This is a genomic window from Maribacter sp. MMG018 (genome assembly GCF_018100785.1).
Taxonomy (GTDB): Bacteria; Bacteroidota; Bacteroidia; order Flavobacteriales; family Flavobacteriaceae; genus Maribacter.
Genome location: NZ_JAGJEC010000001.1, coordinates 1,246,293 through 1,272,936, shown reverse-complemented (window position 1 = coordinate 1,272,936; position 26,644 = coordinate 1,246,293). Strand labels below are relative to the sequence as shown.

Here is a 26,644-nt window from a genome sequence, read left to right as displayed (position 1 = left end):
AAAGTAAAAATATAACATTACATAGATAAAAAGTTACATTTTTAAATAAAAATCCTTTGTCAAATGTACATATTCATCGGTATATACATGTCTGGCTTTCTCTATGGTCAATTCATTGTACGACAATTCGGTCGCTTCTCTGGAAAATTCCATCAAACTTCTTTTTATAGGTGCTTCTTCATTTCCCCTCACCCTGGTAACCCTTTTTGGGTATAGCCCCAAGTCAGAGGCCATAGTTATAAATTGCGCTTCTTCTTTATAGGGAATGATCGTTGCAAAACGACCTTTTTCCGATAACAATTTAGCCACTCCTTCCAATAATTCATCAAAGGGCAACGCGCTATTTTGTCTTGCCAGATCACGAGATTCACTGCCACTATCCACATTTTCTACATAAAAAGGAGGATTACTTACAATAAGATCATAACGATCTTCTATCTCGTCTACAAACTCATCTAAACCGGCATGATAGCAATAAAGACGGTCTCCCCAGGGAGAAGCCTCAAAATTCTCTACGCTCTGCTCATAGGCGTCCCCATCTACCTCAATAGCATCTATAATCTCGGCATTACTGCGTTGCGCCAGCATTAAAGCTATAACACCGGTACCGGAACCAATATCTAGAATAGTGACAGGCTCATTATTTACAGGCGCCCAAGCCCCCAAGAGAACACCATCGGTGCCTATTTTCATGGCACAACGGTCTTGCGCTACGTTAAACTGTTTAAAAGTAAAAGGTTTCATTATTTATATTTCGTGATTATAGAGGTCATACCTTTTATGGACGGACAAGAAAGATAGGAAGTAATTCTGTGGAAAAACCTAAATTACTAAAATTGTAACGGTATAATTTTAGAGGTCCAAGTATAGGGCCACCAAACCTTCGGGCGTAGTAACCTCTATGGTACTGTTTTGGCGATCTACTTTTTTAATGATCTCATCGTTAATAGGTATCAAAAGCTGTTTGTCCTCTTTTTGAACCTCGAACAATGCTTGCGCCGTGCTATCGTTCACACTCTGAATAGTACCGATATTACCGTGAACATCGTCCATTACGGTAAAACCGATAACCTCGTGGTAGTAAAATTTGTTACCGGTAAGCTTGGGCAACATAGTCAATGGCAAATATAGATCTGAACGCATGATCCTATCCGCATCGGCCTCCGACTTTACCTCTTCAAAATCTATACGAAGCAGGTTCGATTTATGAAGACGGCATTTATCAATAAAAAATGGAACCAGATTGTTTCCCAAAGAAACAAATACTGATTCCATATTTTCGTATATCTCGGGGTCGTCCGTATCTAGTTTGACAAGAACTTCTCCCTTAAAACTATATTTTGAAACGATTTTGCCTAGGTAGAAACAATCTTCCTTTCGCATCGTTACAATTATTCTCCTTCTTTAGGAGCTTCTTCTTTAGCTTCGGCAGCAGGTGCTTCTTCTGCAGTTTCTGCAGCAGGCGCTTCAGCGGCAGCTTCGGCAACAGCTTCTACTTCTGCTTCGGCACTCTCACCTTCTGGAGTTTCTGGAAGTTCAGCAGCAGCAGCTTCGGCAGCTCTCTTTTCGTTTATTACTTTTTCAGCAGCCAATGCTTGTGCTTTCGCTTCTTCCTTAGCTTTGTTCAATCCGCCTTTTTTAGCATCGATAGCCGCTTCTTTTTCAGCAACCCAAGCCTTGAATTTTTCTTCTGCTTGCTCTTCTGTCAAAGCTCCTTTGGCAACACCGCCCAATAAGTGATGTTTTAATAAAACTCCTCTGTAAGAAAGTATTGCTCTCGCAGTATCTGTTGGCTGTGCCCCGTTCTGTAACCACTTTACGGAACTGTCAACATCTAGCTCAATAGTAGCTGGGTTGGTATTAGGGTTGTAGATACCTAATTTTTCCAAAAATTTACCGTCTCTCTTTGCTCTTGCATCTGCGGCAACGACCCAGTAAAATGGTTTTCCTTTTTTACCGTGTCTCTGTAATCTAATTTTAACTGGCATATCACATTAATTATGTAGGGTGCCCGACCCTCGGTTATTAATTCTAGTTTTTTAACTCTTTCGCCGTCAGAGAGCTGAGCCCAGCTGAAAGCGGGTGCAAATATAATTGAATTTCACGAATACACAATATCTTTTTTACAGTTTATAAAAAACCTTGAACATTGCTATTCTGGGCAATACGAACGTTCGCCGATCACTGATCAGGAAATCGGAGAAAGAACTTTGTTGTTTAAACCGAGTATTGAAAACATTCATAACAATCAACAACAAAACTTTATTATCCTTTAAAAATTGCAATAGCACACAATACTCTCTTCTCTTTTGTCAATAATACCTTTATATAATCTGTTTAATCTATGCCCATAAAAAATAAATCAAATTTAATCAGACCCATAAAGGCTATCGCCAAAAATAAAAACCGTTAATAACTCGTAGCAAATCGGTTTTACCAACCCATAGGTTTTCTGTAATTTTATCTGTTCCTTACAAAACTAGTTCCCGAATTATATATTTTCCGTTTTTTCGGAAAACAGCATAAAAAATACACGTAGTATGTACCTCATTTTTGATACTGAAACCACCGGATTACCAAAACGTTGGGATGCTCCCATTACCGATACGGACAACTGGCCCCGCTGTATACAGATAGCATGGCAGTTGCACGACGACATGGGTAGACTAATAGAGCACCAAGACTACTTGGTAAAGCCCGAAGGGTTCAATATTCCCTATGATGCGGAAAAGATCCATGGTATATCTACCGAGCTGGCCGAAAAGGATGGTATTCCCTTGGCAGAGGTCTTGGAGAAGTTTAATGCCGCCATGGCCAAAACGAAGTTTATCGTGGGTCAGAATGTTGGTTTTGACGTGAACATTATGGGGGCCGAATTCCATAGAATGGGCGTTGAAAATCCCTTACAGGAACTGCCCGTCTTGGATACCTGTACAGAGCATACGGCACAGTTGTGCCAGATACCCGGTGGGCGTGGCGGTAAGTTTAAGCTTCCTACCCTGACCGAGCTTCACGAGTTCCTGTTCGGCGAACCTTTTGCAGAGGCCCACAATGCCACGGCCGACGTTGAGGCCACGACCCGTTGTTTTTTAGAGCTGATCAGAAAAAGACAGTACACGGCCGAGCAATTGGATGTGCAGCCCGATTACTTTGAGAATTTCTCGGAGGCCAATCCGCAAGAGATAGAGCTCATCGGTCTTAAGCACATCAATCTAAAACAGGCCTCAAAAAAAATAGCGGACGCCCTATGGGAAAAGGATACCGGTGGCGTTTCGCAAGAAGAGATACAGGAAAACCTGGCCACCTTGGAGTCGGCCAGTTTTGCCCATTTGCACAATCATACCCAGTTTTCCATATTACAGTCCACCATCAGCATTCCTGACCTGATCAAGGCAACGGCAGAGGCGCGAATGCCCGCCGTAGCCATGACGGACCATGCCAATATGATGGGGGCCTTTCACTTTGTAAACGGAGTTCTCAACCATAACAAGGGGGTGGCCGCCAAAAACGAGGAAAACAAAAAACGCTACGAGGCTACGCAAAACGGCACTCTAGAAGAAGGCGAGGAACCACTTCACGAACTGCCGGAACCCATTCCCGAGATTACACCTATTATAGGGTGTGAATTTCACGTTTGTGAAGACCATACCAACAAATCACAAAAAGACAATGGTTACCAAATAGTGATGCTTGCCAAGAACAAGCAAGGCTACTTGAACCTGGCCAAGATGTCTTCAATTGCCTTTGTAGAAGGGAAGTACTATGTGCCCCGTATCGACAAAAAAATCATTGAACAGTATAAGGAGGACATTATTGTACTTACCGGAAACCTGTACGGGGAGGTCCCCAGCAAAGTTCTCAACGTAGGTGAAAAACAGGCCGAGGAAGCCCTTATTTGGTGGAAGGAAATGTTCGGTGACGACCTCTATATAGAGATCATGCGGCACGGACAAGAAGACGAAAACCGCGTCAACCAGGTATTGATCCAATTTGCCAAAAAGCACCATGTAAAACTGGTGGCCACCAACAACACCTATTACGTCAATAAAGAAAATGCCCATGCGCACGACATCCTTTTGTGCGTAAAGGACGGTGAAAAGCAATCGACCCCCATAGGCCGTGGTCGCGGTTACCGTTATGGCCTTCCGAACCAAGAGTACTACTTTAAGTCCGCCGACGAAATGAAGGAGCTCTTCAAGGATATACCGGAGGCCATCATCAACATACAGGAAATCGTAGACAAGGTAGAGACCTTTACCTTAGCGCGCGACGTACTCTTACCGGCTTTTGATATCCCCGAGGAGTTCCAGTTCGAAGAGGATAAATTGGATGGTGGCAAACGCGGGGAAAACAAATACCTGCGCCATATTACCTACGAAGGGGCGAAAAAGAGATACGGGGAAATTACGCCCGAAATAGACGAGCGACTCGATTTTGAGCTCAAGGTTATCGAAAAAACGGGTTACCCGGGCTACTTCTTGATCGTTGAGGATTTTATCAGGGCAGCAAGAAACATGGATGTTTCGGTGGGACCCGGCCGTGGGTCGGCAGCGGGATCCGCCGTGGCCTACTGTTTGGGAATCACCAATCTAGACCCGATCAAGTACGACCTGCTTTTTGAGCGTTTCCTGAATCCGGACCGTGTGAGTATGCCCGATATCGATATCGATTTTGATGACGAGGGACGTAGCCGTGTGATGGACTATGTAATAGAAAAGTACGGGGCCAACCAGGTAGCGCAGATCATTACCTATGGTACCATGGCCGCCAAATCGTCTATCCGGGATACGGCAAGGGTACTTGACCTGCCTTTGGGCGATGCCGACCGTATGGCAAAGCTCATACCCAACATGTCAAAGCTGAAAAAGATAATCGGGGTAGACGAAAAGGCACTGCGAAGCAAATTCAATAGCGAGGAACTCGAAAAAATAAACGAACTCCTGAACATTTCGGAGGGCGATGGCCTGGAATCGGAAACCCTGAACCAAGCCTATGTTTTAGAGGGCTCTGTGCGTAATACGGGTATTCACGCCTGTGGGGTGATCATTACCCCCGACGACATTACCAAGTTCGTTCCCGTGGCCCTGGCCAAGGATTCCGACATGTACTGTACCCAGTTCGACAACTCGGTGGTGGAAAGTGCAGGCCTGTTAAAAATGGATTTCTTGGGATTAAAGACCTTGACCCTGATCAAGGACACCGTTAAGATCGTAAAGGCGAAGCACGGCATTGAACTGGATCCTGAAAATTTTCCGTTGGACGACGAAAAAACATACGAGCTTTTCCAACGCGGTGAGACGATCGGGGTGTTCCAATACGAATCGCCCGGTATGCAAAAGCACATGCGTGCGCTAAAACCAACGGTCTTTGCAGATCTTATCGCCATGAACGCCCTGTACCGCCCCGGGCCAATGGAATACATACCCAGCTTTATCGCCCGTAAGCACGGTACCGAAGAAATTGTATATGACCTCGATGCCTGTGAAGAGTACTTGGCCGAAACCTATGGTATTACCGTATACCAAGAGCAGGTGATGCTTCTCTCGCAAAAACTGGCAGACTTTACCAAGGGTGAGGCCGATGTCTTGCGTAAGGCCATGGGTAAAAAGCAAAAGCACGTACTTGACAAAATGAAGCCCAAGTTCATTGAACAGGCTTCCGCAAAAGGGCACCCCGTCGACAAGCTAGAGAAGATATGGAAAGACTGGGAGGCATTTGCCGCCTACGCCTTTAACAAGTCGCACTCTACCTGCTACGCTTGGATCGCCTACCAAACGGCCTATTGCAAAGCCCACTACCCTGCCGAATACATGGCTGCCGTTCTGTCGAACAACATGAACGACATAAAGCAGGTAACCTTCTTTATGGAAGAATGTAAGCGTATGGGACTCGACGTTCTTGGACCTGACGTGAACGAATCGTACTATAAGTTTGCGGTAAACGACGCCGGTGCCGTACGTTTTGGAATGGGCGCTATTAAAGGTGTTGGAAAAGGTGCTGTGGACACCATTGTAGAGGAACGAAAAGAAAACGGCCCCTTTAAATCCGTCTTTGACATGGCCAAGAGGATCGATCTAAGGGCCGCTAATAAAAAGGCATTTGAAAACCTAGCGCTTGCCGGCGGATTCGATTCGTTGGGAGACACCCATAGGGCCCAATATTTTCATAATGAAGGGGACGGAATCACCTTTTTGGAAAAAGTGATCAAGTACGGGGCCAAATTTCAAGAAAACGAAAATTCCGCTCAGGTAAGCCTTTTTGGCGAGGCCAGTGAAGTCACTATCCCCGAACCTACCGTTCCGCCCTGTGAAGAATGGGGAACCATGGAAAAGCTACGTAGAGAGAAAGAAGTTGTGGGTATCTATATTTCCGGACACCCCTTGGATGATTTTAAAACCGAGATCGATGCCTTTTGCAACGCCAATCTTTCTTGCTGCAACGACCTACCAAGTTATGTAAACAGAGAGCTAACATTCGCAGGGGTCATCACCGACGTGCAACATAGAATATCAAAGAACGGAAAGGGATGGGCCGCTTTTACCATGGAAGACTACACAGACTCTTTTGAGTTTAGGATCTTTGGGGAAGAGTACCTAAAGTTCAGGCATTTTTTAATGACCAACTCCTTTGTATACGTAAAACTATATGTTCGTGAAGGATGGGTAAACCGTGATACGGGCAAAAAAGGAGATCCCCGTATGCAGTTCAATAGTTTTATGTTGCTGCAGGATGTAATGGAAACATACGCAAAAAAGTTGACCATAAATTTAAACATCGACGAATTAAAAGAAGAAGACGTGCTGCAATTAAAGGATACGCTGGTTACCCATAAGGGCGATCATCAACTCAACTTTGTCGTGTATGAAATGCAAGAACAGATAAAAATCAGGTTATCCAGCAGAAAACAAAAAGTCCAAATTTCTACTGAACTGCTAAAAAAATTGGAAAAAGAACAAATTCATTATAAATTGAACTAGAAAACATTACGGTCACAAATGAATCGCAGAAATTGAAAAGAAAATCGATCTATGTACTATCCGCATTACTGATAGCGGCTTTTGTGACCTTAAAACTGTACCGCCATTTTTCGGGACCAGAGGTAGATTATTTAGACCCCGAAGTAATCGCCTATCACTTTAACGGTAACGGCTATGTGGGATCCACCACTTGTATGGAATGCCATCAACAAGTATACGAATCACATATTCTTACCCCACACTTTAACACCTCTGCCTACGCTACCTTAGATAAGGTAAAGGCCAGTTTTGAAGAAGGCGAAAACACTCTATCGCTCTTAGATGCGAATTTGCTAATGACTATCAAGAACGGTACTCCTTTTCAACATGCTAAATTAAAATATGGCGACCATAGAGAGTTTGATTGGAGTATGGATATCATCATAGGTTCAGGGTCTAAGGGGCAATCATACTTAAGTCAACAGCCAGACGGACTCTATCAATTACAGGCCTCTTACTACGTGCCCTCCAATTCTTGGATAAACAGCCCCAATTACACCAATAGGTTAAATCCTTTACGTGCCGTTAACGACCAGTGCCTTAAATGCCATGTTACCTTTGCCAAAAATTTGGGGCCCACCGATGTATCCAACAAGTACGACATTACCAAAATGGTCATGGGTATAGACTGCGAAAGATGTCATGGGCCCGGCCAACAACATGTTGTAAACAAAAGAAACCACCCACAATTGCGCGATACCTCTATGGTACAAATGGCTTCCCTATCTCGACAGCAAAGGTTAGATCTCTGCGCATCTTGCCATTCGGGACTCAGAAACAATCAGATTAAAAACCCTTTTAAATTTTTACCCGGAGATACCCTTTCTAATTTCTCGAAAAATTATCATTCGCTCCGACCCAACAGCAAGCTAGATGTTCACGGAAACCAATATGGCCTGCTCACGAGCAGCAAATGTTTTACAGAGTCTACCTCGTTGGATTGTATCACCTGTCATGATCCACATAAAAATCAACGGGGCGACCACGCTTATTTTAATGCCAAATGCATGCAATGCCATAGCAAAACTACGGTCGAATGCAGCATACCTGACAACAATATGGGCAAAAAAAACAACAACTGTATACAATGTCACATGCCCGTAATACCCTCACAGGCCATGCAGGTACAGCTATCCAAAGAAGAAAATACCGTACCCGTTGGCGTACGAACACACTATATAGCAATTTATAAGGAAGAAAGCGAACCCCCAAAAAACAAGGAATAGAAGAAAACAATAGGGCCATAACGAAAACGAATACTTGCCCTGTAAGGAAACTGTATAATATTTGACTAAATTTGCATAATCATTAAAAGCAATAATCATGGCATTAGAAATAACAGATGCTACTTTTGACGAAGTAGTTTTAAAAAGTGATAAACCTGTAGTAGTGGATTTTTGGGCCGCTTGGTGCGGACCTTGTAGAATGGTTGGCCCTATCATTGACGAAGTTAGTAACGAATACGAAGGCAAAGCCGTTGTAGGTAAAGTCGATGTAGATGCCAATCAAGAATTTGCCGCTAAGTACGGTGTAAGAAATATACCTACCGTATTGGTATTTAAAGATGGCGAGATAGCCAGCAGACAAGTAGGTGTTTCTCCTAAAAAAGTGTACACAGACGCTATAGATGCACTTCTATAAGGTTAAAATTTAATATATTATTAGAAAGGTCTGGCAGAAGTCAGGCCTTTTTTATTTTATCTTTATTGCTGTGAACCTACAATCAGAATTAAATAAGGCAGCACTCTTCCCCAACCTGGAGCTTTTGGCCAACCAGGTAGTAGAAGGTTTTATCAGCGGCATTCACAAGAGTCCGTTTCATGGCTTTTCTGCGGAATTTGCCGAACATAAGATCTATAATAACGGGGAGAGCACCAAACACATAGACTGGAAGCTTTTTGCCAAGACCGATAAGCTCTACACCAAGAGGTACGAAGAAGAGACCAATTTAAGGTGCCACATGATCTTGGACAACTCCGCCTCCATGTACTACCCCAAGGTAAACGAACTACAAATTGGCAACCTCAACAAAATAGGGTTTGGTATTTTGGCCATTGCCGCCCTAATGAACGTACTTAAGAAACAGCGAGATGCCGTTGGCCTAAGTGTTTACTCGGACCACTACAATTTTTATGCGCCCGAAAAAGGCAGTGAACGCCACTTTCAGATGCTCTTGGCACAACTTAGCAAAATAGGCACCTCAAAAGAGCCCGCTAAAGAAACCAAGACCTATACCTATCTACACCAGATAGCGGAAAAGATAAAAAGAAGAAGCCTTATCTTTTTGTTTACTGACATGTTTCAAACAGAAAAAGAAGATGCGGAACTATTTGAGGCCCTTAGGCATTTAAAATATAACAAGCACGAGGTTGTCTTGTTCCATTTAATGGACAAGGAGCACGAGCTACATTTTAATTTTGACAATACGCCCAAACGCTTTTTAGATGTTGAAACAGGTGAATATCTAGATTTATACGCGGATAATATTAAAGAGGCCTATGAGCAGCGTATTACGCAATATTTCAATGATATAAAGCTGAAATGTGCCCAATACCGCATAAAATATATTGATATTGATGTAAAAAGTGACTTTTCTACCGTATTGAATACTTTTCTGGTAGAACGGAACAATTTTCTATAATTGAAAAAAAATTAAAAGAAAATGTTTGCGCAATTGAATAAGCGATGTATATTTGCACTCGCTAAACGCCACGGTCTGGTAGTTCAGTTGGTTAGAATACCTGCCTGTCACGCAGGGGGTCGCGGGTTCGAGTCCCGTCCAGACCGCAAGAAGCCTTCGAGAAATCGGAGGCTTTTTTAGTTTATGGAAAACTTCTACGTATATATCATTTATTCCACCTCCCACGATGTCTTCTACAAAGGGCATTCCGCCGATTCATCATAGACAAGCAAACGAATTTGAACTATGACAAACCAGCAAACTGCGAAAGCAAATATTCTATAATATCTATAACATAAACGAAGTGGCATTGGCCCTTAAAAAGTGGAGTGCTTTTGACATTTGATTTTCCACTGTCTTAATAGATATTCCCATATCAATGGCTATTTCCTTATACTTCTTTTTTTCCAATTTGTTCTGAATAAATATTTCCTTGCACCTTGGTGGCAATTGATCTATAAGTTTATTCAGTTTGTCCAGTTTAAAGTTGTAGATATCATCTTCTAAAGTTACCTCCGAAATAACATCCCATCTAATTTTATCCAAAGTATCGTATAAAATCTTTTTATTTCTGATATGTTGTAGAAACTGGTTATGGCAAGTTCTAAAAAGGTAATTTTTTAAAGATGTAGTGATAATAACCTGTTGTCGTTTTTCCCAAAAACCAACCAAGGCATCTTGTACAATATCTTCGGACAAAGAACGATCATTACAAAGGTTATAGATATAGTTACAAAGCCAATCATAATATTCCGAAAATATATATTGATATGCCCTGGCATTACCTTTTCGAAGTCTCTCAATTAATTTTTGTTCGTTCATTCTGAACAGAATATAGGTTAAATATAAAAAAAATTAAAAACGCATAGGGGTTTTTTAAGATTACTGCATCTTTATGTTAAAAAGGATATCGAATGATCAAACATCATTTACTGATAGATAAGTTTATAAATAGAACAATTTCTTCAAAAGAGAGAGAGGTTTTGAAAAAGTGGGTATTGGAAGATGATGCCAATATGGTCCTTTTTAAAAACCGCATCAAAGAATCGGGTCGTGAAATATCACACAGCTTTGATTCCGATTTAGCTTATCAAAAATTCTTAAATACGATAAAATCTAAAAAGCAGCCCTCTAACCTCTTCCGCACGGTATTCAAGTATGCTGCGGTTATCGTCATTTTACTGGCCATTGGCATTTTAGTAAAACAAGAGCTTATAAACGATGTTTTTGAACCTTCGATTACCGTTACCGACAAGGACGCAAAAGTGACAAGGGGAAATGAAATTGTAATTAAACTGGCCGATGGAACAACCAAAATATTGAATTCTGAAAGTAACGAAGTGGTTACCGATACGAAAGGAAACATCATTGCCAACCAAGGAGGTAATTCCCTTGTTTTTAACGAAACGGAAAAACTAACGGAGACCGAGACCGTTTTTAACGAGATCTACATCCCCTATGGCCATACTTTTAAACTAAAGTTATCGGATGGCACCCTGGTCTGGTTAAATGCTGGTTCCAAACTGCGGTTTCCGCAAAAGTTCATCAGTTCAGATAAAGAAAGAATTGTTTATCTGGAAGGAGAGGCCTTTTTTGAGGTTGCCAAAAACAAGGAACAACCTTTTATAGTAAACACGCAAGAAGTAGACATTAAAGTTCTTGGTACTAAGTTTAATATATCATCCTACGAGACCGATAATTTAATCGCCACCACTTTAGTAGAAGGTTCGGTAAGTGTATACGAAACCAGGACTCCTGAAAACGCCATGCTATTGACACCTAGTTTTCAGGCCAGGTACGATAAGTTCGGAAACAACTTTAGCAAGTCAAAAGTAGATACCAGTATTTATACCGCTTGGATGCAAAACAAGCTAGTGATAGATAACTTAACTTTTTCTGAAATCTTGGCCAAGCTCGAACGAAGGCATCATGTAAAGTTCATAAACAAATTGGACAGCTTAAACGAAGAAACTTATAAAGGCGAATTTGATAACGAAGGCATAGAATCGATTTTAAAGACGATTTCACTAAGTACACCTTTCAAATATAAAATTGAACAAAATGTAATTACCATAACCCAATAAAAAAAGGGAAGTGTTGGAGCACTCCCCCTTTACTAATCGACCATTAATAAATTATTTACTAACAATCAAAGACACCCAAAATTATGAAAAAATGTGATGAGGGCGACGTTCTGCAAATAGAGCGTGGCAAAAAATTGAATTTTAAGATGAAAATCTGTTTTCTTATGGCCTCTTTTATGCTGTTTCAATTGTCGGCAAACTCCGTTATGTCACAAAAGAAAATGGATTTTGATTACAACGATGTTCCTCTAAAACGAATTTTAAAGGAAATAAAATCTCAAACAGGGTATCGTTTCTTCTATAGCGTAAAAGAGATAGATGACAACCAAAAAACGTCACTCAAGGCCCAAAGAGAAACTATTCGGGAGGTTTTGGAACGACTATCGAAAAAAACTGGTTTTGATTTTAGAATCAATGAAAATCAAATAGTCCTGACCAAAAGAGTGTCGGCAATAAACACACCCCAAGAAAGAGAAATAAAAGGAACTATAAAGGACGTGGACGGAAATCCGCTAGGTGGGGCAAGTGTTCTTGAAAAGGGAACCACCAACGGAACCACCACAGATTTTGACGGTAACTTTACCATTAGCGTAACGGACGATAATGCGGTACTGACCGTATCTTACATTGGATTTCAAACCACAGATGTACCCGTAAACGGAAAAACTACCGTTGAGGTCGTTTTAAAAGAGGCGGCCGCGCAATTAGATGACGTAGTGGTAGTAGGTAGTAGGGGAAAGCCAAGAACATCTTTTGACTCTCCCGTACCTGTAGACAATCTTAAAATTGCCGAATTGGCAGCTACCGGTAAAGGTGTTTTAGACCAACAGCTTATGTTCAAGGTACCATCTTATAATTCTACCCAACAACCTATCTCCGATGCTGCCGCTCATTTCAGTCCTGCAGATTTACGAGGGCTATTGCCCAGTAGAACCTTGGTTTTGGTCAATGGTAAGAGAAAAAATGCCAGCGCCCTGGTTTACAGTTATGTTACGCCCGGTCGTGGTGAGGTAGGTGTAGACATGAAGGCAATTCCTTCCGCTGCCCTATCCAGTGTAGAAGTGTTAAGAGATGGTGCGGCCGCACAATATGGCTCGGACGCCGTTGCAGGTGTGATCAACCTGGTTATGAAAAAGAGTTCCAAACCATTTTTAAATACCAGTTATAGCACAACTACCGAAGGGGATGGTGAGCAATTACAAATAGAGGCCGGTGCCGGTGTACAATCGGAAAAGGGATATGCAAATTTCACTTTCAATTATTTTGACCAAAAAAGATCACAGCGAGCAGGAGAAATTACCAGTTTAGAAGACGAGGCAGGTTACTGGGGAGTTCCGGCCCCCGATGCATCTAACCCCGATGCTTATGACACAGATGACCTGGCCGGGTTTTTACAGAGAAACCCAAGTGCCGGTTTTCAGGTAGGATTACCTGACATGACCATCACCAATTTTTCGTATAACGCAGGCTTTACTTTAGATGAGGAAAGCAATACCGAGCTATATTCTTTTGGTACCTTGGCCAACCGTAACGGTTCTGCTCCACAATTTGCACGTGTACCCTATTGGGTAGCGGGTTTTGAGGCAATTTACCCAGATCAAGAATTCTTTTTGGCAGAAATGTCGCCACAAATTAGAGACTACACATTAGCTGTCGGTTTAAAGACCACCTATAACAATTGGGATGTTGACTTAAGTTCTACAATGGGTCAAAACCGTATAGATTATTATATAACAAACTCTTTTAACCAGTCTTTTGCAGGAGGTAGCCCCAGTGATTTTTACAATGGCGCACATCAGTTTAGCCATGTTGTAAACAATTTGGACATTGTACGGGTATTCGAAGGTAATAACGACAAAGCCGTAACCGTTGCCTTTGGTGCGGAACACAGAACAGAACGTTTTGTGACCGAAGAAGGGGAATTTGCTTCGTACGGTGACGGGGAGTCACCAGATGCCGTTGGCGACAGAACGGGTTCAGAATCTTTTGGAGGTTTTAAACCAGAGAACGTTTCTAACGATTACAGAAATAATATAGGGGTCTATACCGATGTAACCGCTGACATCTCCAAGACTTTCTTGATAGGTGGAGCATTACGTTACGAAAGCTATAGTGATTTTGGCGATAACGTAAGTTGGAAATTAAACACTAGGTTAAAAACGGCCAATGATAAGCTTTCTTTCCGTGCTTCGGTCAGTAACGGATTTAGGGCTCCTTCCTTGCATCAAGTATTTTATACTTCATTGACTACAACATTAACCGAGGACGGTATACAGCAAAACGGTTTCATCAATAACGCAGACCCTGCATTAAGGGCTTTGGGAATTCCTAGATTAACGGCCGAGACTTCCTTTAATCTGGGTGGTGGAATTACCTGGCGTATAAACAAAAAATTAGGTCTTACCGTTGATGCGTATCAAATAGAGGTAGATGACCGTATTGTTCTTTCGGGCCAAGTAGGCCCAACCGGGGACCCTAACAATCCGGTAGACCAGACTTTGGCAAATGCAAACGTAGGCAGAATAGGTTTCTTCTTAAATGCAGTTGATACTAAGACCACTGGTTTGGATATTGTATTGACATATGACAATATAGAACTTGGCAAGGGTATGTTAAATGGTAGTATCGGTGCCAACTTTAATAAAACAGAGGTAACCGGAACCAATTTTCCTCAGTTTATAACACAAAACGGACTTGAAGATAATATCTTTTCAAGAGAGGATGTTTCTAGAATGGAAACTTGGAGGCCCCGACAAAAAATCGTAGCAACAGGAACCTATACCCTAGGAAAATTTTCCACTAATTTAACTTTCCTAAATTATGGTAAGGTCACCTACAAACACCCGAGCAACCCGGACGATGATGCTACTTACGGCGGAAAATGGTTGACCGATTTAAGTTTTAGTTATGGCTTTACGGACAAGATCAAATTTACATTAGGTGCCAATAACTTATTCAATGTATACCCCGATACCTTTGCTGACGCATACAGTTCAAATGGCGGCGTGCCCAACGACAGAAACCTTGATTTTGTGGGCAGGTTCAAATACCCATGGCAAACCACTCAATTTGGTTTAGATGGTACTAGAATATTTACAAAACTTGCATTTCAGTTCTAGTGAAAAAGTAGTTTGAGTTAGTTTATTTTTGATCGAACCCGACCTTCACCTGAAGGTCGGGTTCTTTTTTGATGCCACAAAACCTACGTAAAAACCATCACTCTTTTAATTGCCCTTTAACGATAGTATAAAAAATACATATAGTTCATAGCAACAATCTTTGTATGTATAGGGCATTGCGTGCTATAAAACCAACTATCAAAGAGCTGGTTAAATGAAGCCGTCGTTAAAACAACAAGAACTCCCTAATTGTAAAATGAGCCTACCCACAAACAAACAGGGCACATCTAACCGCATCATTACTATTAAACCTTTTTCGAATACCGCAATCTTACTAACAATAGCAACCCAAAATAATATGACTATGAGACGTTTTGTTATTTTAATTTCGATGTTTTTCTTGTTCAACCTATCATCATGTGCAACACATGTAGCAACAGAACCTGCCCAGGTTACCATTGTTAAGAAAGCTCCTAGAAATCATAAAATTGTCACCGTTAAAGGCAAACGTTATTATTTCTGGAACGGTAAGCATTACAAAAAAACCAGAAGAGGTTTCGTTTTGGTGAATATTTAAAAACCATATACCGGTACCTAAACAAGGTAATTACCCACATATCGGTTATTTTAAGAAGCAGTAGTATGGCCCAAGAGCAAACGTAGTGCCCTATGGAGCGGGAATTTCAACCACCACCACTGTCCCCAATGCACTACCTATGGTTTCATCTACAATATCCTCTATGTTGTAGCTATAATGCTTTTTAAATTTTTTGGAAAAAAGATCTAGCCTATCTCTGGTCAATATTAGACCCAACGACTCTTTCTTTAACGGGTTTGTGAGGTTTCTATCTTCAGAAACCTGCCTGCCCACACCATTGTCGGCGATTCTAATTTCTATGGTATTCGGTATGTTCGAATATGAGACGGACAAGTCCAATAGTTTTTCGCCTTTCTTTGTTGATAGGCCGTGCCAAATGGCATTCTCTATAAAAGGCTGTAAAACAAGGGCCGGAATCATTATATTTTCCAGTTCTACACCTTCTGCCGTGGATATTTTAAACTTAATATCGTTCTTAAAGCGATCGTTCTCTATGGCCATGTACATTTCTAAAATGTCCAGCTCTTCTTTTAAGGTAATTTCCTCTTCTCTAGAACTCTCTAATATACACCGGATCAGTTTAGAAAACTTGGACAGGTAAAAGATCGCCTTTTCTTGATCGTTGTCTATAAAATAGGACTTGATAGAATTTAAGGCATTGAAGATAAAATGTGGACTCATTTGACTCCGCAGGGCATTCAATCGCAATTGGGCAAACTTGTTCTCGAATTTCATGGTGAGTTTTTCGGTGCGTTCGCGTTGTGCCTCGGCAGAAAGATCCTCGATCTCGGTTCTGGTCTGTAAGAGTTCTTCGGACAGCGTTCTATTAATACTCTCCTTCATAGTCTGGTTCTCTTCCAATTGTTGAATGTACTTTTTCTGTACCAATGTCTTTTCTCTATACACCATTTTTTGCTCCAACCCAATGGCCAGCGCAAAAAGCAAACTCTCTATTAATATGCCTATGTAATAGATATACAATGTTTCTCTATTTGCGGTCATGGCCCGCATAGACATTACCGAAATGGCAAAATAGGAAACCACCAAAATGGACATACCGGATAGAATGTACCATTTAATGGCCATATTGCTTTTGGCGACCATATAAAAAGCCCAAAAGAAGGTGATATAGCTTAAAACCAAAAACACATAGGCATGAAAATAATCTATTAGATATGAAGAGAAATCGTTCATATACACGCCCCATAAGACTAAAAAAATGATAGAGGAAACAAGGAACAATACATCGATTACCTTGATCGACTTCGGAAAGGTCTTTCGCAATTGCATGATCTCTATAATAAAATAGCTAAAAAAAAGGGAGCCGAACAATTGCGACGGATAATGGACGGCCCTCTGGTACCAAACCCCCAAAGAGGTATCGAAAAAATCAGAAAAAAACACACCGTCTATATATTTTAATAGACTGGCCGCATTTACAAGGGCATAAAGGCTGTACAGCAAGTAATACCTTTTTTTGTGCTGAAAAAATTGAATGAAAAAGAAAATAAAGAGGTAGAACAGCACTACTACCGTTAAAAAACCAAATCCGTTCTGGTTGCTGTTCTCAAAAAACGACCTAATGGTAGCTATCTTCATCCGCTCAATATGACATTTTGATCAAGAACTCCTCTTTTTTATTTCTCGACACCGGAATCTTTTTATTATTACAAAGCACCACATACCCTTCTGTTCGCAGATATTCGACCACTTTAAGCGTATGTACGATGTAGGAATTATGAATGCGGAAAAAATAGTCTTTTGGCAACAGCAGGCCTAAGTCCTTCAATTTTCTGGAGGTATAGACCTCTTTGTCAGATTCAAGAAATATTTTGGAGTAATTACCGTCAGATTCACAATAAACGATATCCTCTACCCTAATAAAAAGCACTTTTCCGTTTACGGGAATCTGAACCATTTTAGGCGAATCGGCCCTGGACAGTGCTGCCAATGTTTGAAGAAACTGCTCCTGAAGATTCTCTGGGGTATTAAGCTTTTTAAGCTTATCTACCACCATACCGATCTCATCCGAATCTATAGGTTTTAAAAGATAGTCCAAGGCACTTTCTTTTATGGCCTGTATTGCATATTGACTGTAGGCCGTGGTAATGACCACGGCAAAGTCGCGGTACTGTAATTGCCGCAGCAATGCGAAGCCGTTCATCTCGGGCATTTCTATATCTAAAAAAACACAATCGGGTTTTAAATAATTTATACCCGAAAGGGCCTCGTTTGCAGAGGTAAAAGTATCTATGACCTTAATGTCGTCCGAAAATTTCTGAAGCTCCCAAGCTAAATTTTTGATAGCGGCAGGCTCGTCATCGACTATTATTGTTCTCATGCCCTGTGTCCTGTTTTATTCTTCAAGTTATTGCCTTCTGCCCCTATATCGGCTATACAACATGATAGATTGTAGGTATGGCTGTACAGATGGTACAATAACTGTATGGAAGGCTTTTACAGCAAAAAAACCGACAATTCCTCTATATACACATTAATTACCACGGCCAACACACTATTTCTCGCAGCGTATCACCAATGAGAAATACAGAACAAAGCAACGATTCTATTTTTAATACCCGAGAAAAATAATCGAACCGCAAACACCATTCATATGCTATAGACCAACAAGCTATTCCCGTCCAATCACCATCCTTCAGAAGACCAACCCCTAAACTATAGGGTGGATGTAAAAAAGGCTTAAACGATTTTATAGACCAAACTCACTTTACCTAACAGTGTTCATTTATTAACCCGTAAATACAATTATTGGCTATGCAAGATCCAAACACGTTAAGTACCCTAGAGGAAATTAGGGCCGTTAGTTTTTTTTCTACCTCATTAAGTACCAAAGAATCGATTGACGAGGTACTTTGGGGCATCACCAAAAATGTGATCCACCGTTTAGGCTTTGTCGATTGCGTCATTTACACCTACGACCATGTTAAATTTGAACTCACGCAACATGCGGCCTATGGTACTAAAAATCCATCTAAAGAGTGTATTTACAATCAAATAAAACTGGATCTGGGCGAGGGTATCGTCGGTAGTGTCGCCATCACAAAATGTGCGGAAATCATTAACGACACTTCCAAAGACCCAAGGTACATCGTGGATGACGAGCCACGCCTCTCAGAAATATGCATCCCCATTCTTATCAACGGTAATCTTTTTGGCATTATCGACTCCGAACATCCCGAAGCGGGCTTTTTTACTGAAAAACACCTGTGTTTGTTGAACATTATTGCATCGCTTTGCGCCCAACGGATCAAAGAACTTCATACAAAGTCGAAAACACAGTTCAGCACCGCCCATAAGTATTTTAAGAAATTGGAAGAGCTGATGCGGTTTAAAAAACTATATAGAAACCCTTGCCTTAGCCTGTCATCGGTGGCAGAAGTTTTGGGCATTTCTGCCTGCTACCTATCTAGCATGATCAATAGTCTTTTAAACAAAAGCTTTATCGATTTTATCAATGAATATAGGATTGCGGACGTGAAACAAAACCTCACTTCCAGTGCATTTGCGCATTACACCGTAGTTTCATTGGGTTTGGAAGCAGGCTTTAATTCCAAATCCGCCTTTTATTCCGCTTTTAAAAAACATACAGGGCTAACTCCGGTACAGTACAAGAACAGTTTATACACAATGTCTTAATTGCCATAAGACCAAACAAAACAACCCGCACTGTTCTTTGTCCTAATTCTTTAAAATCAAAATATCTAGGACTTCGGCACTTTGCATATCCATTAGGTTTGTTCCAATAATTTACAAACAAACAATTATGAAAACTTTTAAATTCACAAAACAATTACTTAGCCTACTGTTCATATCAAGTATGCTCATTGCTTGCTCTAAAGAAGATGGTGAAGATGGCGCCATAGGCCCCCAAGGACCACAAGGGGAACAGGGCATTCAAGGTGAAGCCGGGGCAGACGGGGAAGATGGGGCAGACGGTGAACAAGGAGAAAAAGGAGATACAGGTACCGCCAATGTTATTTATTCAGAATGGTTGGATTCTCCAATAGTTGATGCCGATGATAACATTGAATCCTCCACGGCAAATGGAGATATTGATGTAGCAGGCTTAAGCCAAGAAATAGTTGATCAAGGGACTGTCCTTGTTTTTGGGAAGGTTGGGAACAACGATAATGTATATGCTTTACCGTTTATAGGCAATCAAGGAGTGTCTTACTACTACTATTACAAACTAGAGACCATTAATATTAGGTTGGCTACAGTTGATGGCTCCAATATTGGAGCACCTCTTTTTTCTGAGTATCGTTATGTTTTGATTCCTGGTGGTGTTGAAGCGAGTAATGGCATTGGAGGAATTACCTTAAAATCGGCAACGGCCTATTCAAATATGAGCTACGAAGAAATAGTGGCACACTTTAACATTCCTGAATAAGAAAACAACTAAGCTAAAGGCAGCCTATTTTTTATAGGCTGCCCAATACCCCGAAAAAGTAGGCTTCATAGTTAAAAAAGTGAAGCAAACGACCCCTTACAAATAACACAATAGAAAGGTGTATTTGATTTTTTTACTTAAAGAAATAAAAACGGTCCACTCATAAAATCATTACGTATGAAGACAATAAAAAATAATATAGGATCAATCTTTTTCGGTGTATTGCTTTTGGTATTGGCCTCTTGCCAAAAAGAATATTTTGATATTTTGGAAAACACCGGGTCTACCGATTTAAAAATGGGTTTTACCACAAAGACAAAGATCTTAAAAGCCCTTAAGTACGACCCATCCCCTATTTTATTACCAAGATACAACCATAGCTCGCTGATCTTTGATGACAAAATGTGGATCCTGGGCGGAAACATCAAAGATGCCTCCAATATAAGTGATGATGTACTCTTTAGCACCAACGGAGCACAATGGAACAACCTGAACGAAAAAGCGAACTTTCCGCAACGCAGCCTTTTTGGAGCTACCGTTTTTCAAAATAAAATGTGGATTTCCGGTGGGTTGGTCAAAGGATCGGAGTTTAGCAACAGTATAAAAAACGATGTTTGGTCATCTGAAGATGGTATTGAATGGAATTTGGTTACGCCAATGGCGCAATTCGCCAAGAGAGCGGACCATACTCTTACCGCATTCAATGGCTCTTTATGGCTGATCGGAGGTTTGGGCCATAATGCAAAAACCGACACGTTCGAAACACACTCCGATATTTGGAGGAGTTCCGATGGGTATAATTGGGTGCTGGTTACCGACAATGCCCCCTTTGGAAAGCGAAAGTGGCATGCCACCATCGTTTATGACAATAAAATATGGCTCATAGGAGGTGGAAACAACATCTATAAAAGTGATGTATGGTACAGCGATAACGGTTATCAATGGATACTGGCAACAGATGAAGCCCCTTTCTCTACAAGAGGATTCCACGGGCTGACCACAGATGGTGAGCAGATGTGGCTCACCGCAGGACACTTAGCCGAATATGGTGATGAAAATTACTTTGGACGCCAAAATGATATTTGGCGAAGCACCAACGGTATAGATTGGTTCGAGGTAAAAACTTCGCAAGAATTCCCCAAACGTGCCCAACATTCTTCGGTCTTTTTTGACAACAAGCTTTGGGTGATCAATGGCTCTGAATATAACGATGTTTGGTCTTTTGAATACTAAACAATACCACAAGTTTTAATCAATAAAAAACATTAAATCAGATTCTAGATACCCCGTACCAAAACGGGTTACGAACAAACAAAAAAAGATATGAAAACACCAACGATAACAATACTTCTTTTATGTACCTGCCTATTCGCCTGCTCGCCATTATTTGCACAGCAATTGGCCAATACGATCAAGGTAACCGCTAGGATAATTTATATAGACCCGGATCCCACATACAAAGCAACCATTTCTTTAAGCAATCCCTCAAGTTATGATTATGACTACGTGAGTCTTGCCGAACTAAAGGAGCGTTTTAAAAAAAAAGTGGAAGAAAGTGGTCTTTCATGGAGTAGTATAAAGGAACACCCCTTCACTTTTGGCTATGAAACCATGAGGTACAACAAAGAGGGAGCCCTGTACCTATACGAAACAAAATCTGTAGAAGAGATGAAACGGTTCCTTGCCATTAAACTGCCTATTTTTCAAGTTTTAGATATGAGTTCGGCCATTGTAATCGATGATAAAGAAGTGGAAATAATTACTCAAATGGCGCTGGACAAATCTTTTAAACAAGCTACGTTACTGGCAAAAAATGCAAAAAAGAAATTGGGAGACATTGTAGCGCTAAAAGAGAATGGCGCCCTTTTTAATAAACCTTATGAGGTGAGCCTATACTACGACAGACCACCGGGCGAATTTTATTATGACATGGAAGTGACCTATGAAATCCAGTAAAGGAAAATCATATGAAAAAGAAGTCAAAATATATCATTATCATACTGCTGGCGGCCATATTGCCAGTGGCCTGTTCTAAGGACAAAGACAGTCCGGCCCCTGAAGTAACTAGCAAAACCCTTACGCCCATGCCCAATATTATTTCTTTGGTCTACAGTTATGGTCGAACAGTGGTATATACCATGGATTACAATGATTCGCTTCAATTAACAACAATAGACATGTTATATAAAACGGATGATGGGGACAATATTTTGAAAATGGAAATACGTTATAACGAAACAGGCTTGATCACAACGATAAATATAGGGAATGAAAGCAACGATTCAAATTTTGCAACCACTTTTGACTACGACCCAAATAATGATATTTCCGATATAGAGTTCATGATAAATGGAGACGTACAACCCACCACATACCATTTTGATCCCGATAACCGTATTTATGGACTTGATGGGGATTTAGCTAACTTTCCAATGGGTTGGAGGTTTGACCCCGACAGTAATCTAACGGAAATGGTTATCAGTAACAATTATTTCCAATTGACCTCTTCAGGAAACGAAAAAGGCGTTTTCCATAATCTAGACCCACAACCAGCATTGGCGATATGGCATGGATTGCTTTTCTATTTGGCCCCCTATGAGCTTTATTTTTTCCACCAAAAAGACCTGGACCGTTTTGAGGCCATCGACTTCTATTACGATTATGGGGAGAAGGTACGTGATGGCGACGGAAACCTGATCGCATTCAAAATGATTTCCGACGACCCTCTGGTCGGTACCATTAGCTATACCGTTAGTTACGAAAACTACTAATCAAGTTCTTCGCCATAGACAACGGCCGTAGTGAAAAAAAATATATGACCCAAATGAAGACAATACCCATACTCAGCATTTTAAGGCCTTGTTTTGGTCTTTTCATATGTATATTCCTGATACAATCTTGTAACAAAGATGATGGTCCTTCACAAAATGGGGCCAATGAAGAAATGGGCATATTGCTTAGGTATCCCGATTCTTTGGTGGAAACTATTTTTGAAAAACAGGGCAGTTTGGCACCTATTGAAATTGATTGGTATGGCGAAAAGGGAACACTTTCAATTTCTTCTACCACTACCATTCTTGAAAGCAACAACATTAAGTTTGAAGAAGAAACGGGCATCATTTTCTGGAGTCGTCTTTTACCTTTAGGGGAATTTGACCTCACCATAACCGCCAAAAACAGTAAAGATGCCGTAGACACCAATATACTATTCAGCAATCGATTTGACCAAGGGTACTTTAGTGGTGGATTCGAAGCTGGTAACCCTACAGAAATAGACCCAACCACTATTCCCGTTGAATATGGGCTCACGCTTCATGAAGATCATACTGTTAGCATGATTAACTATGCCGATCCTGCGTTTTCCGCTTCGGGCACATGGGAAACCTTGGAAGGGCCGAATATTGCTATCGAATACACTTCAAATGGCGAAACCACCTATATGAAAGGACAATTATACCATTATGACGAACTTCCAAATCTACCGGTAATAGATGGTGTTTACGGTGCAGAGAAAGATGCCTCCGGAGAAATTATAGCTACTGAAGGAAGATTTTTATTTGAATGGGATTAAGAATCCTATAGTAGGATCAAAAAAACGAACTCTTATGCAAAAACTATATTTTATTCTCGTAATCGTGCTGGTCATAACGGCCTGTTCTAAAAATGATGATGACGCCGTTGTTAAAGCGCCCGTACTTAGTGTCACACCAAATCTCACTGCCAGTTATTTCCACAATGGGGAAGGCCCTTTACCAGAAGTACAATGGAACGGTGATCGGGGCAAGTTTGGATTGGAAAATAAGATCCAAGGACTTTCAATTGATTCAGAAACCGGACAATTATCGTGGGACCCTTCATTGCCCATTGGCGTACATACCGTAATACTATTTGCATACAACGAGGCTGGTAAGGATTTGGCATCGCTGACCATCAACAACCCATTTCAAGGAACCTTTAGGGGGACTTATCAACCAAGTACTTCTTTAAGCAATATACTTTATAGAACTATGGAAATAAATTTTAATATTGATCGTACCCTAAGCGGCTATACCCAATCAGAATTGGACGATGGTACCCTATTGGGACCTTATTATTTTAGTGGCAATTATGTGCTTTTGGATACTAAAATGGAGGGCACGTTCGAATACGAGGATGGTGAATCTACCTACCCCTTTGACGCGGACTTGGATCAACAAGGAAAACTCACAGGACACTATCCTACCGAATTCCTAACTGTTGCATTTGAACTTAATGTTCTCATACAACAATAGTTTATTCCCCGGCATCGACCATTTTTCACTATGAAAAAATTTTGACACCTTCCATACCGGAAATCAAGCTCTACTCCCCAAGCAAGTCCAGATTCTTTGAAACCCAAACTTTCGGGACACTAAAACGATTCCCCATTTCTATTTTTATAACACCCCGAACAAATACCTGCGGGTAAAAAATATCGACTATGAAAAAGACACTTTTTTTATCCGTTTTAACCCTTATTGGCATTCTCGTTATTGGGTGCAACAATGATGACGACAATAGAAGTACCGAACCAAAAAATGAAAAGCCCGGGAATTTTACGGTGCAAGTCACTCAAATTACCGCCAATAGCGCAGTATTGACCTGGAATGCCGCCGTAGACCCCGACAAGGACAAAATAACCTATACCGTATTTCTGGGAGACAACGAAGTTCAGGCAAATCTGGAGACCACCGAATTTCTTTTAGAAAACCTAACCGCCCAAACCGATTATAACGGTACGGTAACAACTTCTGACGGTAATGGGAACACCACTGAAAGTACATTTGATTTTACAACGGAAGAAGATGAAGAAGAGATTGCCGAGGACGTCTCCATAGCTTGGGAAAAATCGTTTGGAGGGTCTAAAATTGACATCGCCAATTCCCTGCAACTAACGGTCGATGGCGGCTACATTATTGCCGGTACGGCCAATTCGGATGATGGCGATGTAGGGGGCAACAATGATGCAGAAGGTTATCTGGGAGGTGATTTTTGGATCATAAAACTGGACAATGCAGGAGGTTTGGTATGGGAAACCAACCTTGGTGGATCCAGTGACGAGGCCGGAAATGACATACAACAAACCGCAGATGGTGGATATATCGTAGTAGGAATGACCGACTCCAATGATCAGGATATTAGTGGAGACACCTCCGCTGCCGATGTTTGGATCGTTAAACTTGATGGATCTGGAAATTTGGTTTGGGAAACCAATTACGGTGGCGGATCCGGTGACGAAGCCAATGCCGTTGAGCAAACTGTAGATGGCGGATACATCGTTGCCGGTTTCACGGGCTCTTCAGATGGTGATGTAGAAGATAATAATGGAGGATTGGATTATTGGATATTAAAACTGGATGGTAACGGAGCCTTGGTGTGGGAAACAACCCTTGGAGGCAGCGAGTTCGACATTGCAAAATCGATAGGGCAAACATCGGACGGAGGTTATATTGTTGCAGGATATTCAGAATCTCCCGATGGTGATGTAGGAGGTAATTACGGCGAGAGGGACTATTGGGTCGTAAAGTTGGATGCCACGGGAAACTTGGCATGGGAAACCCATCTTGGAGGCTCATTGGATGACTACGCCTATGACATTCACCAAACCTCGGACCAAGGATATGTTGTGGCCGGATATTCCGAATCCTCAGATTTTGATGTAAGTGACAATTACGGAAATAGGGATTATTGGGTCGTTAAATTGAATACGACCGGAGAGATCACTTGGGAAGTCAACCTTGGCAGTTCATCGGTAGATGGTGCACGTTCCATTCAACAAACGACAGACGGGGGCTATATTGTTGCAGGAAGTGCGGGAGAGACCGATTTTGATGTAAGCGGTTCCGCTAACGGAGGGTTTCTAGATTATTGGGTCGTTAAATTGACCCCAGAGGGTGAGCTGTCTTGGGAAATAAGTATGGGAGGTCCAGAAAACGATTATGCGACCGCTATTCAACAAACAAATGACGGGTACATCGTATCGGGCTATGTTTCGGGTCCTGGCGGAGATATCAGTGGCCCGGGTAAAGGCCTGTGGGATTACTGGGTCGTAAAACTGGAGTAATCTAAATAACATCATAGAAACCTGACCGGCCCAACAATCCTATGACTACTGTTGAAAGAAAATAACAAAGGCCTCATGCATGAGGCCTTAGTGTAATGTGTCGGGTTTTCCTATATGGTTATAACGAACAACCCTTTCCTTCTTTTTTAATGCCCAGTTTCATGAGTATAACCTCTAGCAGGCACCACTTTGTAAAGGCCGATTGTATCATGTTCACCCCTATAAAAACGGTAAACCACAACCAGTTGATATTTACGTAAACGGCCAATACCACACTCAATAAAATGAATGTACCTACGATAACTCTAAAATATGTATTCAGCATTTGATTCTTTTTTTATGGTTAAATAGATTTTTCAATAGGAACCACCACCGCCTTAATAGGGTTGTTGGTTTCCAGTTCTTCGTTAAATTTCTTGATCAGTGTGAACAGGGCATCGATCTTATCTTCTTCGGTAAAGGAGAAGAACATGCTCGACTCCACACCTCCTTTTTCACTGGGAAACCAGCTTGCGGTACGTAGCATAGAGGCCGCATTTTTATACCCATCTATGTCAGAGCCGCTATAGCTCTCGATATTCGCCTTTTTAAAGAGGCGTAGGATCTCCTTTTCGTATTCCTCCACAACGGTTACTATCAGTAGTTTCATTTTTT

General features: G+C 41.3%; 23 protein-coding genes and 1 tRNA gene. 16 read left to right on the top strand and 8 right to left on the bottom strand.

Going from position 1 to position 26,644, the window contains the following annotated elements:
* Window positions 1-33: 33 nt before the first annotated feature.
* The 3 genes from J8L85_RS05440 to J8L85_RS05430 all read right to left on the bottom strand — a co-directional run bounded on the left by J8L85_RS05440 (window position 34) and on the right by J8L85_RS05430 (window position 1,988).
* On the bottom strand, window positions 34-744 hold the full coding sequence (locus J8L85_RS05440) for a methyltransferase (RefSeq protein ID WP_211015302.1): 711 nt from the start codon (window positions 742-744) through the stop codon (window positions 34-36).
* Between the two features lie 108 nt (window positions 745-852).
* Entirely contained in the window at window positions 853-1,383 is a 531-nt protein-coding gene (rimM, locus tag J8L85_RS05435) for a ribosome maturation factor RimM (RefSeq protein WP_211015300.1), read from the bottom strand.
* An 8-nt stretch (window positions 1,384-1,391) separates the two neighbouring features.
* Complete coding sequence (locus J8L85_RS05430) at window positions 1,392-1,988, bottom strand: 30S ribosomal protein S16 (RefSeq protein ID WP_211015298.1); 597 nt, start codon at window positions 1,986-1,988, stop codon at window positions 1,392-1,394.
* 552 nt (window positions 1,989-2,540) lie between these two features.
* On the opposite strand from J8L85_RS05430, the gene dnaE reads away from it, so the two are divergent.
* The 5 genes from dnaE (at window position 2,541) to J8L85_RS05405 (ending at window position 9,803) form a co-directional block, all read left to right on the top strand.
* Window positions 2,541-6,977 carry a DNA polymerase III subunit alpha gene (gene dnaE / locus J8L85_RS05425; RefSeq protein WP_211015296.1) on the top strand — a complete coding sequence of 1,479 codons (4,437 nt, stop codon included), beginning with the start codon at window positions 2,541-2,543 and terminating at the stop codon, window positions 6,975-6,977.
* 32 nt (window positions 6,978-7,009) lie between these two features.
* Window positions 7,010-8,242, top strand: a complete 1,233-nt coding sequence (locus J8L85_RS05420) for a multiheme c-type cytochrome (protein ID WP_211015294.1) — start codon at window positions 7,010-7,012, stop codon at window positions 8,240-8,242.
* 97 nt (window positions 8,243-8,339) lie between these two features.
* Window positions 8,340-8,657: a thioredoxin gene (gene trxA, locus J8L85_RS05415; RefSeq protein WP_047246489.1), complete on the top strand. Its 318-nt coding sequence runs from the start codon at window positions 8,340-8,342 to the stop codon at window positions 8,655-8,657.
* Between the two features lie 70 nt (window positions 8,658-8,727).
* Complete coding sequence (locus J8L85_RS05410; protein ID WP_211015292.1) at window positions 8,728-9,657, top strand: DUF58 domain-containing protein; 930 nt, start codon at window positions 8,728-8,730, stop codon at window positions 9,655-9,657.
* Window positions 9,658-9,729: 72 nt separating this feature from the next.
* Window positions 9,730-9,803, top strand: a tRNA-Asp gene (locus J8L85_RS05405).
* A gap of 181 nt (window positions 9,804-9,984) precedes the next feature.
* On the opposite strand, the gene J8L85_RS05400 is transcribed toward J8L85_RS05405, so the two are convergent.
* A complete protein-coding gene (locus J8L85_RS05400; protein WP_211015290.1) occupies window positions 9,985-10,518 on the bottom strand; it encodes an RNA polymerase sigma-70 factor in 534 nt (177 codons plus the stop codon).
* A 92-nt stretch (window positions 10,519-10,610) separates the two neighbouring features.
* Here J8L85_RS05400 and J8L85_RS05395 point away from each other — a divergent pair, with 92 nt between their 5' ends.
* The 3 genes from J8L85_RS05395 to J8L85_RS05385 all read left to right on the top strand — a co-directional run bounded on the left by J8L85_RS05395 (window position 10,611) and on the right by J8L85_RS05385 (window position 15,476).
* The gene (locus J8L85_RS05395; protein ID WP_211015288.1) at window positions 10,611-11,780 is read left to right on the top strand and encodes a FecR domain-containing protein; all 1,170 of its coding nucleotides are present in this window, start codon (window positions 10,611-10,613) and stop codon (window positions 11,778-11,780) included.
* Between the two features lie 83 nt (window positions 11,781-11,863).
* On the top strand, window positions 11,864-14,899 hold the full coding sequence (locus J8L85_RS05390) for a TonB-dependent receptor (protein WP_247656560.1): 3,036 nt from the start codon (window positions 11,864-11,866) through the stop codon (window positions 14,897-14,899).
* Between the two features lie 364 nt (window positions 14,900-15,263).
* Entirely contained in the window at window positions 15,264-15,476 is a 213-nt protein-coding gene (locus J8L85_RS05385; protein ID WP_211016362.1) for a DUF6515 family protein, read from the top strand.
* Window positions 15,477-15,566: 90 nt separating this feature from the next.
* Here the strand turns inward: J8L85_RS05385 and J8L85_RS05380 are convergent, their stop codons facing one another.
* Together J8L85_RS05380 and J8L85_RS05375 are read right to left on the bottom strand one after the other, a co-directional pair.
* On the bottom strand, window positions 15,567-17,096 hold the full coding sequence (locus J8L85_RS05380) for a histidine kinase (RefSeq protein WP_211015286.1): 1,530 nt from the start codon (window positions 17,094-17,096) through the stop codon (window positions 15,567-15,569).
* Between the two features lie 4 nt (window positions 17,097-17,100).
* Window positions 17,101-17,838, bottom strand: coding sequence for a LytTR family DNA-binding domain-containing protein (locus J8L85_RS05375; protein WP_211015284.1), 738 nt, complete (start codon window positions 17,836-17,838; stop codon window positions 17,101-17,103).
* A gap of 434 nt (window positions 17,839-18,272) precedes the next feature.
* On the opposite strand from J8L85_RS05375, the gene J8L85_RS05370 reads away from it, so the two are divergent.
* The 8 genes from J8L85_RS05370 (at window position 18,273) to J8L85_RS05335 (ending at window position 25,990) form a co-directional block, all read left to right on the top strand.
* On the top strand, window positions 18,273-19,154 hold the full coding sequence (locus tag J8L85_RS05370; RefSeq protein ID WP_211015282.1) for a helix-turn-helix domain-containing protein: 882 nt from the start codon (window positions 18,273-18,275) through the stop codon (window positions 19,152-19,154).
* 127 nt (window positions 19,155-19,281) lie between these two features.
* Window positions 19,282-19,908, top strand: coding sequence for a collagen-like protein (locus J8L85_RS05365; protein WP_211015280.1), 627 nt, complete (start codon window positions 19,282-19,284; stop codon window positions 19,906-19,908).
* A 177-nt stretch (window positions 19,909-20,085) separates the two neighbouring features.
* Window positions 20,086-21,141 carry a hypothetical protein gene (locus tag J8L85_RS05360; protein ID WP_211015278.1) on the top strand — a complete coding sequence of 352 codons (1,056 nt, stop codon included), beginning with the start codon at window positions 20,086-20,088 and terminating at the stop codon, window positions 21,139-21,141.
* Between the two features lie 90 nt (window positions 21,142-21,231).
* Window positions 21,232-21,864, top strand: coding sequence for a hypothetical protein (locus J8L85_RS05355; protein WP_211015276.1), 633 nt, complete (start codon window positions 21,232-21,234; stop codon window positions 21,862-21,864).
* An 11-nt stretch (window positions 21,865-21,875) separates the two neighbouring features.
* Complete coding sequence (locus J8L85_RS05350) at window positions 21,876-22,679, top strand: hypothetical protein (protein ID WP_211015275.1); 804 nt, start codon at window positions 21,876-21,878, stop codon at window positions 22,677-22,679.
* Between the two features lie 53 nt (window positions 22,680-22,732).
* On the top strand, window positions 22,733-23,479 hold the full coding sequence (locus J8L85_RS05345; RefSeq protein WP_211015274.1) for a hypothetical protein: 747 nt from the start codon (window positions 22,733-22,735) through the stop codon (window positions 23,477-23,479).
* A 34-nt stretch (window positions 23,480-23,513) separates the two neighbouring features.
* Window positions 23,514-24,179 carry a hypothetical protein gene (locus tag J8L85_RS05340; protein WP_211015273.1) on the top strand — a complete coding sequence of 222 codons (666 nt, stop codon included), beginning with the start codon at window positions 23,514-23,516 and terminating at the stop codon, window positions 24,177-24,179.
* A 188-nt stretch (window positions 24,180-24,367) separates the two neighbouring features.
* Window positions 24,368-25,990 carry a fibronectin type III domain-containing protein gene (locus J8L85_RS05335; protein WP_211015271.1) on the top strand — a complete coding sequence of 541 codons (1,623 nt, stop codon included), beginning with the start codon at window positions 24,368-24,370 and terminating at the stop codon, window positions 25,988-25,990.
* Between the two features lie 118 nt (window positions 25,991-26,108).
* Here the strand turns inward: J8L85_RS05335 and J8L85_RS05330 are convergent, their stop codons facing one another.
* The gene (locus tag J8L85_RS05330) at window positions 26,109-26,315 is read right to left on the bottom strand and encodes a DUF2892 domain-containing protein (RefSeq protein ID WP_047246498.1); all 207 of its coding nucleotides are present in this window, start codon (window positions 26,313-26,315) and stop codon (window positions 26,109-26,111) included.
* 18 nt (window positions 26,316-26,333) lie between these two features.
* On the bottom strand, window positions 26,334-26,639 hold the full coding sequence (locus J8L85_RS05325) for a hypothetical protein (RefSeq protein WP_211015270.1): 306 nt from the start codon (window positions 26,637-26,639) through the stop codon (window positions 26,334-26,336).
* Between the last annotated feature and the right edge of the window lie 5 nt (window positions 26,640-26,644).

Coding starts and splice junctions, on each gene's coding strand:
- J8L85_RS05340 (WP_211015273.1), top strand. CDS start 23,514: ATGCAAAAACTATATTTTATTCTCGTAATCGTGCTGGTCATAACGGCC.
- J8L85_RS05330 (WP_047246498.1), bottom strand. CDS start 26,315: ATGCTGAATACATATTTTAGAGTTATCGTAGGTACATTCATTTTATTG.
- J8L85_RS05365 (WP_211015280.1), top strand. CDS start 19,282: ATGAAAACTTTTAAATTCACAAAACAATTACTTAGCCTACTGTTCATA.
- J8L85_RS05390 (WP_247656560.1), top strand. CDS start 11,864: ATGAAAAAATGTGATGAGGGCGACGTTCTGCAAATAGAGCGTGGCAAA.
- J8L85_RS05360 (WP_211015278.1), top strand. CDS start 20,086: ATGAAGACAATAAAAAATAATATAGGATCAATCTTTTTCGGTGTATTG.
- J8L85_RS05370 (WP_211015282.1), top strand. CDS start 18,273: ATGCAAGATCCAAACACGTTAAGTACCCTAGAGGAAATTAGGGCCGTT.
- J8L85_RS05345 (WP_211015274.1), top strand. CDS start 22,733: ATGAAGACAATACCCATACTCAGCATTTTAAGGCCTTGTTTTGGTCTT.
- rimM (WP_211015300.1), bottom strand. CDS start 1,383: ATGCGAAAGGAAGATTGTTTCTACCTAGGCAAAATCGTTTCAAAATAT.
- dnaE (WP_211015296.1), top strand. CDS start 2,541: ATGTACCTCATTTTTGATACTGAAACCACCGGATTACCAAAACGTTGG.
- J8L85_RS05385 (WP_211016362.1), top strand. CDS start 15,264: ATGAGACGTTTTGTTATTTTAATTTCGATGTTTTTCTTGTTCAACCTA.
- J8L85_RS05355 (WP_211015276.1), top strand. CDS start 21,232: ATGAAAACACCAACGATAACAATACTTCTTTTATGTACCTGCCTATTC.
- J8L85_RS05400 (WP_211015290.1), bottom strand. CDS start 10,518: ATGAACGAACAAAAATTAATTGAGAGACTTCGAAAAGGTAATGCCAGG.
- J8L85_RS05350 (WP_211015275.1), top strand. CDS start 21,876: ATGAAAAAGAAGTCAAAATATATCATTATCATACTGCTGGCGGCCATA.
- J8L85_RS05395 (WP_211015288.1), top strand. CDS start 10,611: ATGATCAAACATCATTTACTGATAGATAAGTTTATAAATAGAACAATT.
- J8L85_RS05335 (WP_211015271.1), top strand. CDS start 24,368: ATGAAAAAGACACTTTTTTTATCCGTTTTAACCCTTATTGGCATTCTC.
- J8L85_RS05375 (WP_211015284.1), bottom strand. CDS start 17,838: ATGAGAACAATAATAGTCGATGACGAGCCTGCCGCTATCAAAAATTTA.
- J8L85_RS05325 (WP_211015270.1), bottom strand. CDS start 26,639: ATGAAACTACTGATAGTAACCGTTGTGGAGGAATACGAAAAGGAGATC.
- trxA (WP_047246489.1), top strand. CDS start 8,340: ATGGCATTAGAAATAACAGATGCTACTTTTGACGAAGTAGTTTTAAAA.
- J8L85_RS05380 (WP_211015286.1), bottom strand. CDS start 17,096: ATGAAGATAGCTACCATTAGGTCGTTTTTTGAGAACAGCAACCAGAAC.
- J8L85_RS05440 (WP_211015302.1), bottom strand. CDS start 744: ATGAAACCTTTTACTTTTAAACAGTTTAACGTAGCGCAAGACCGTTGT.
- J8L85_RS05430 (WP_211015298.1), bottom strand. CDS start 1,988: ATGCCAGTTAAAATTAGATTACAGAGACACGGTAAAAAAGGAAAACCA.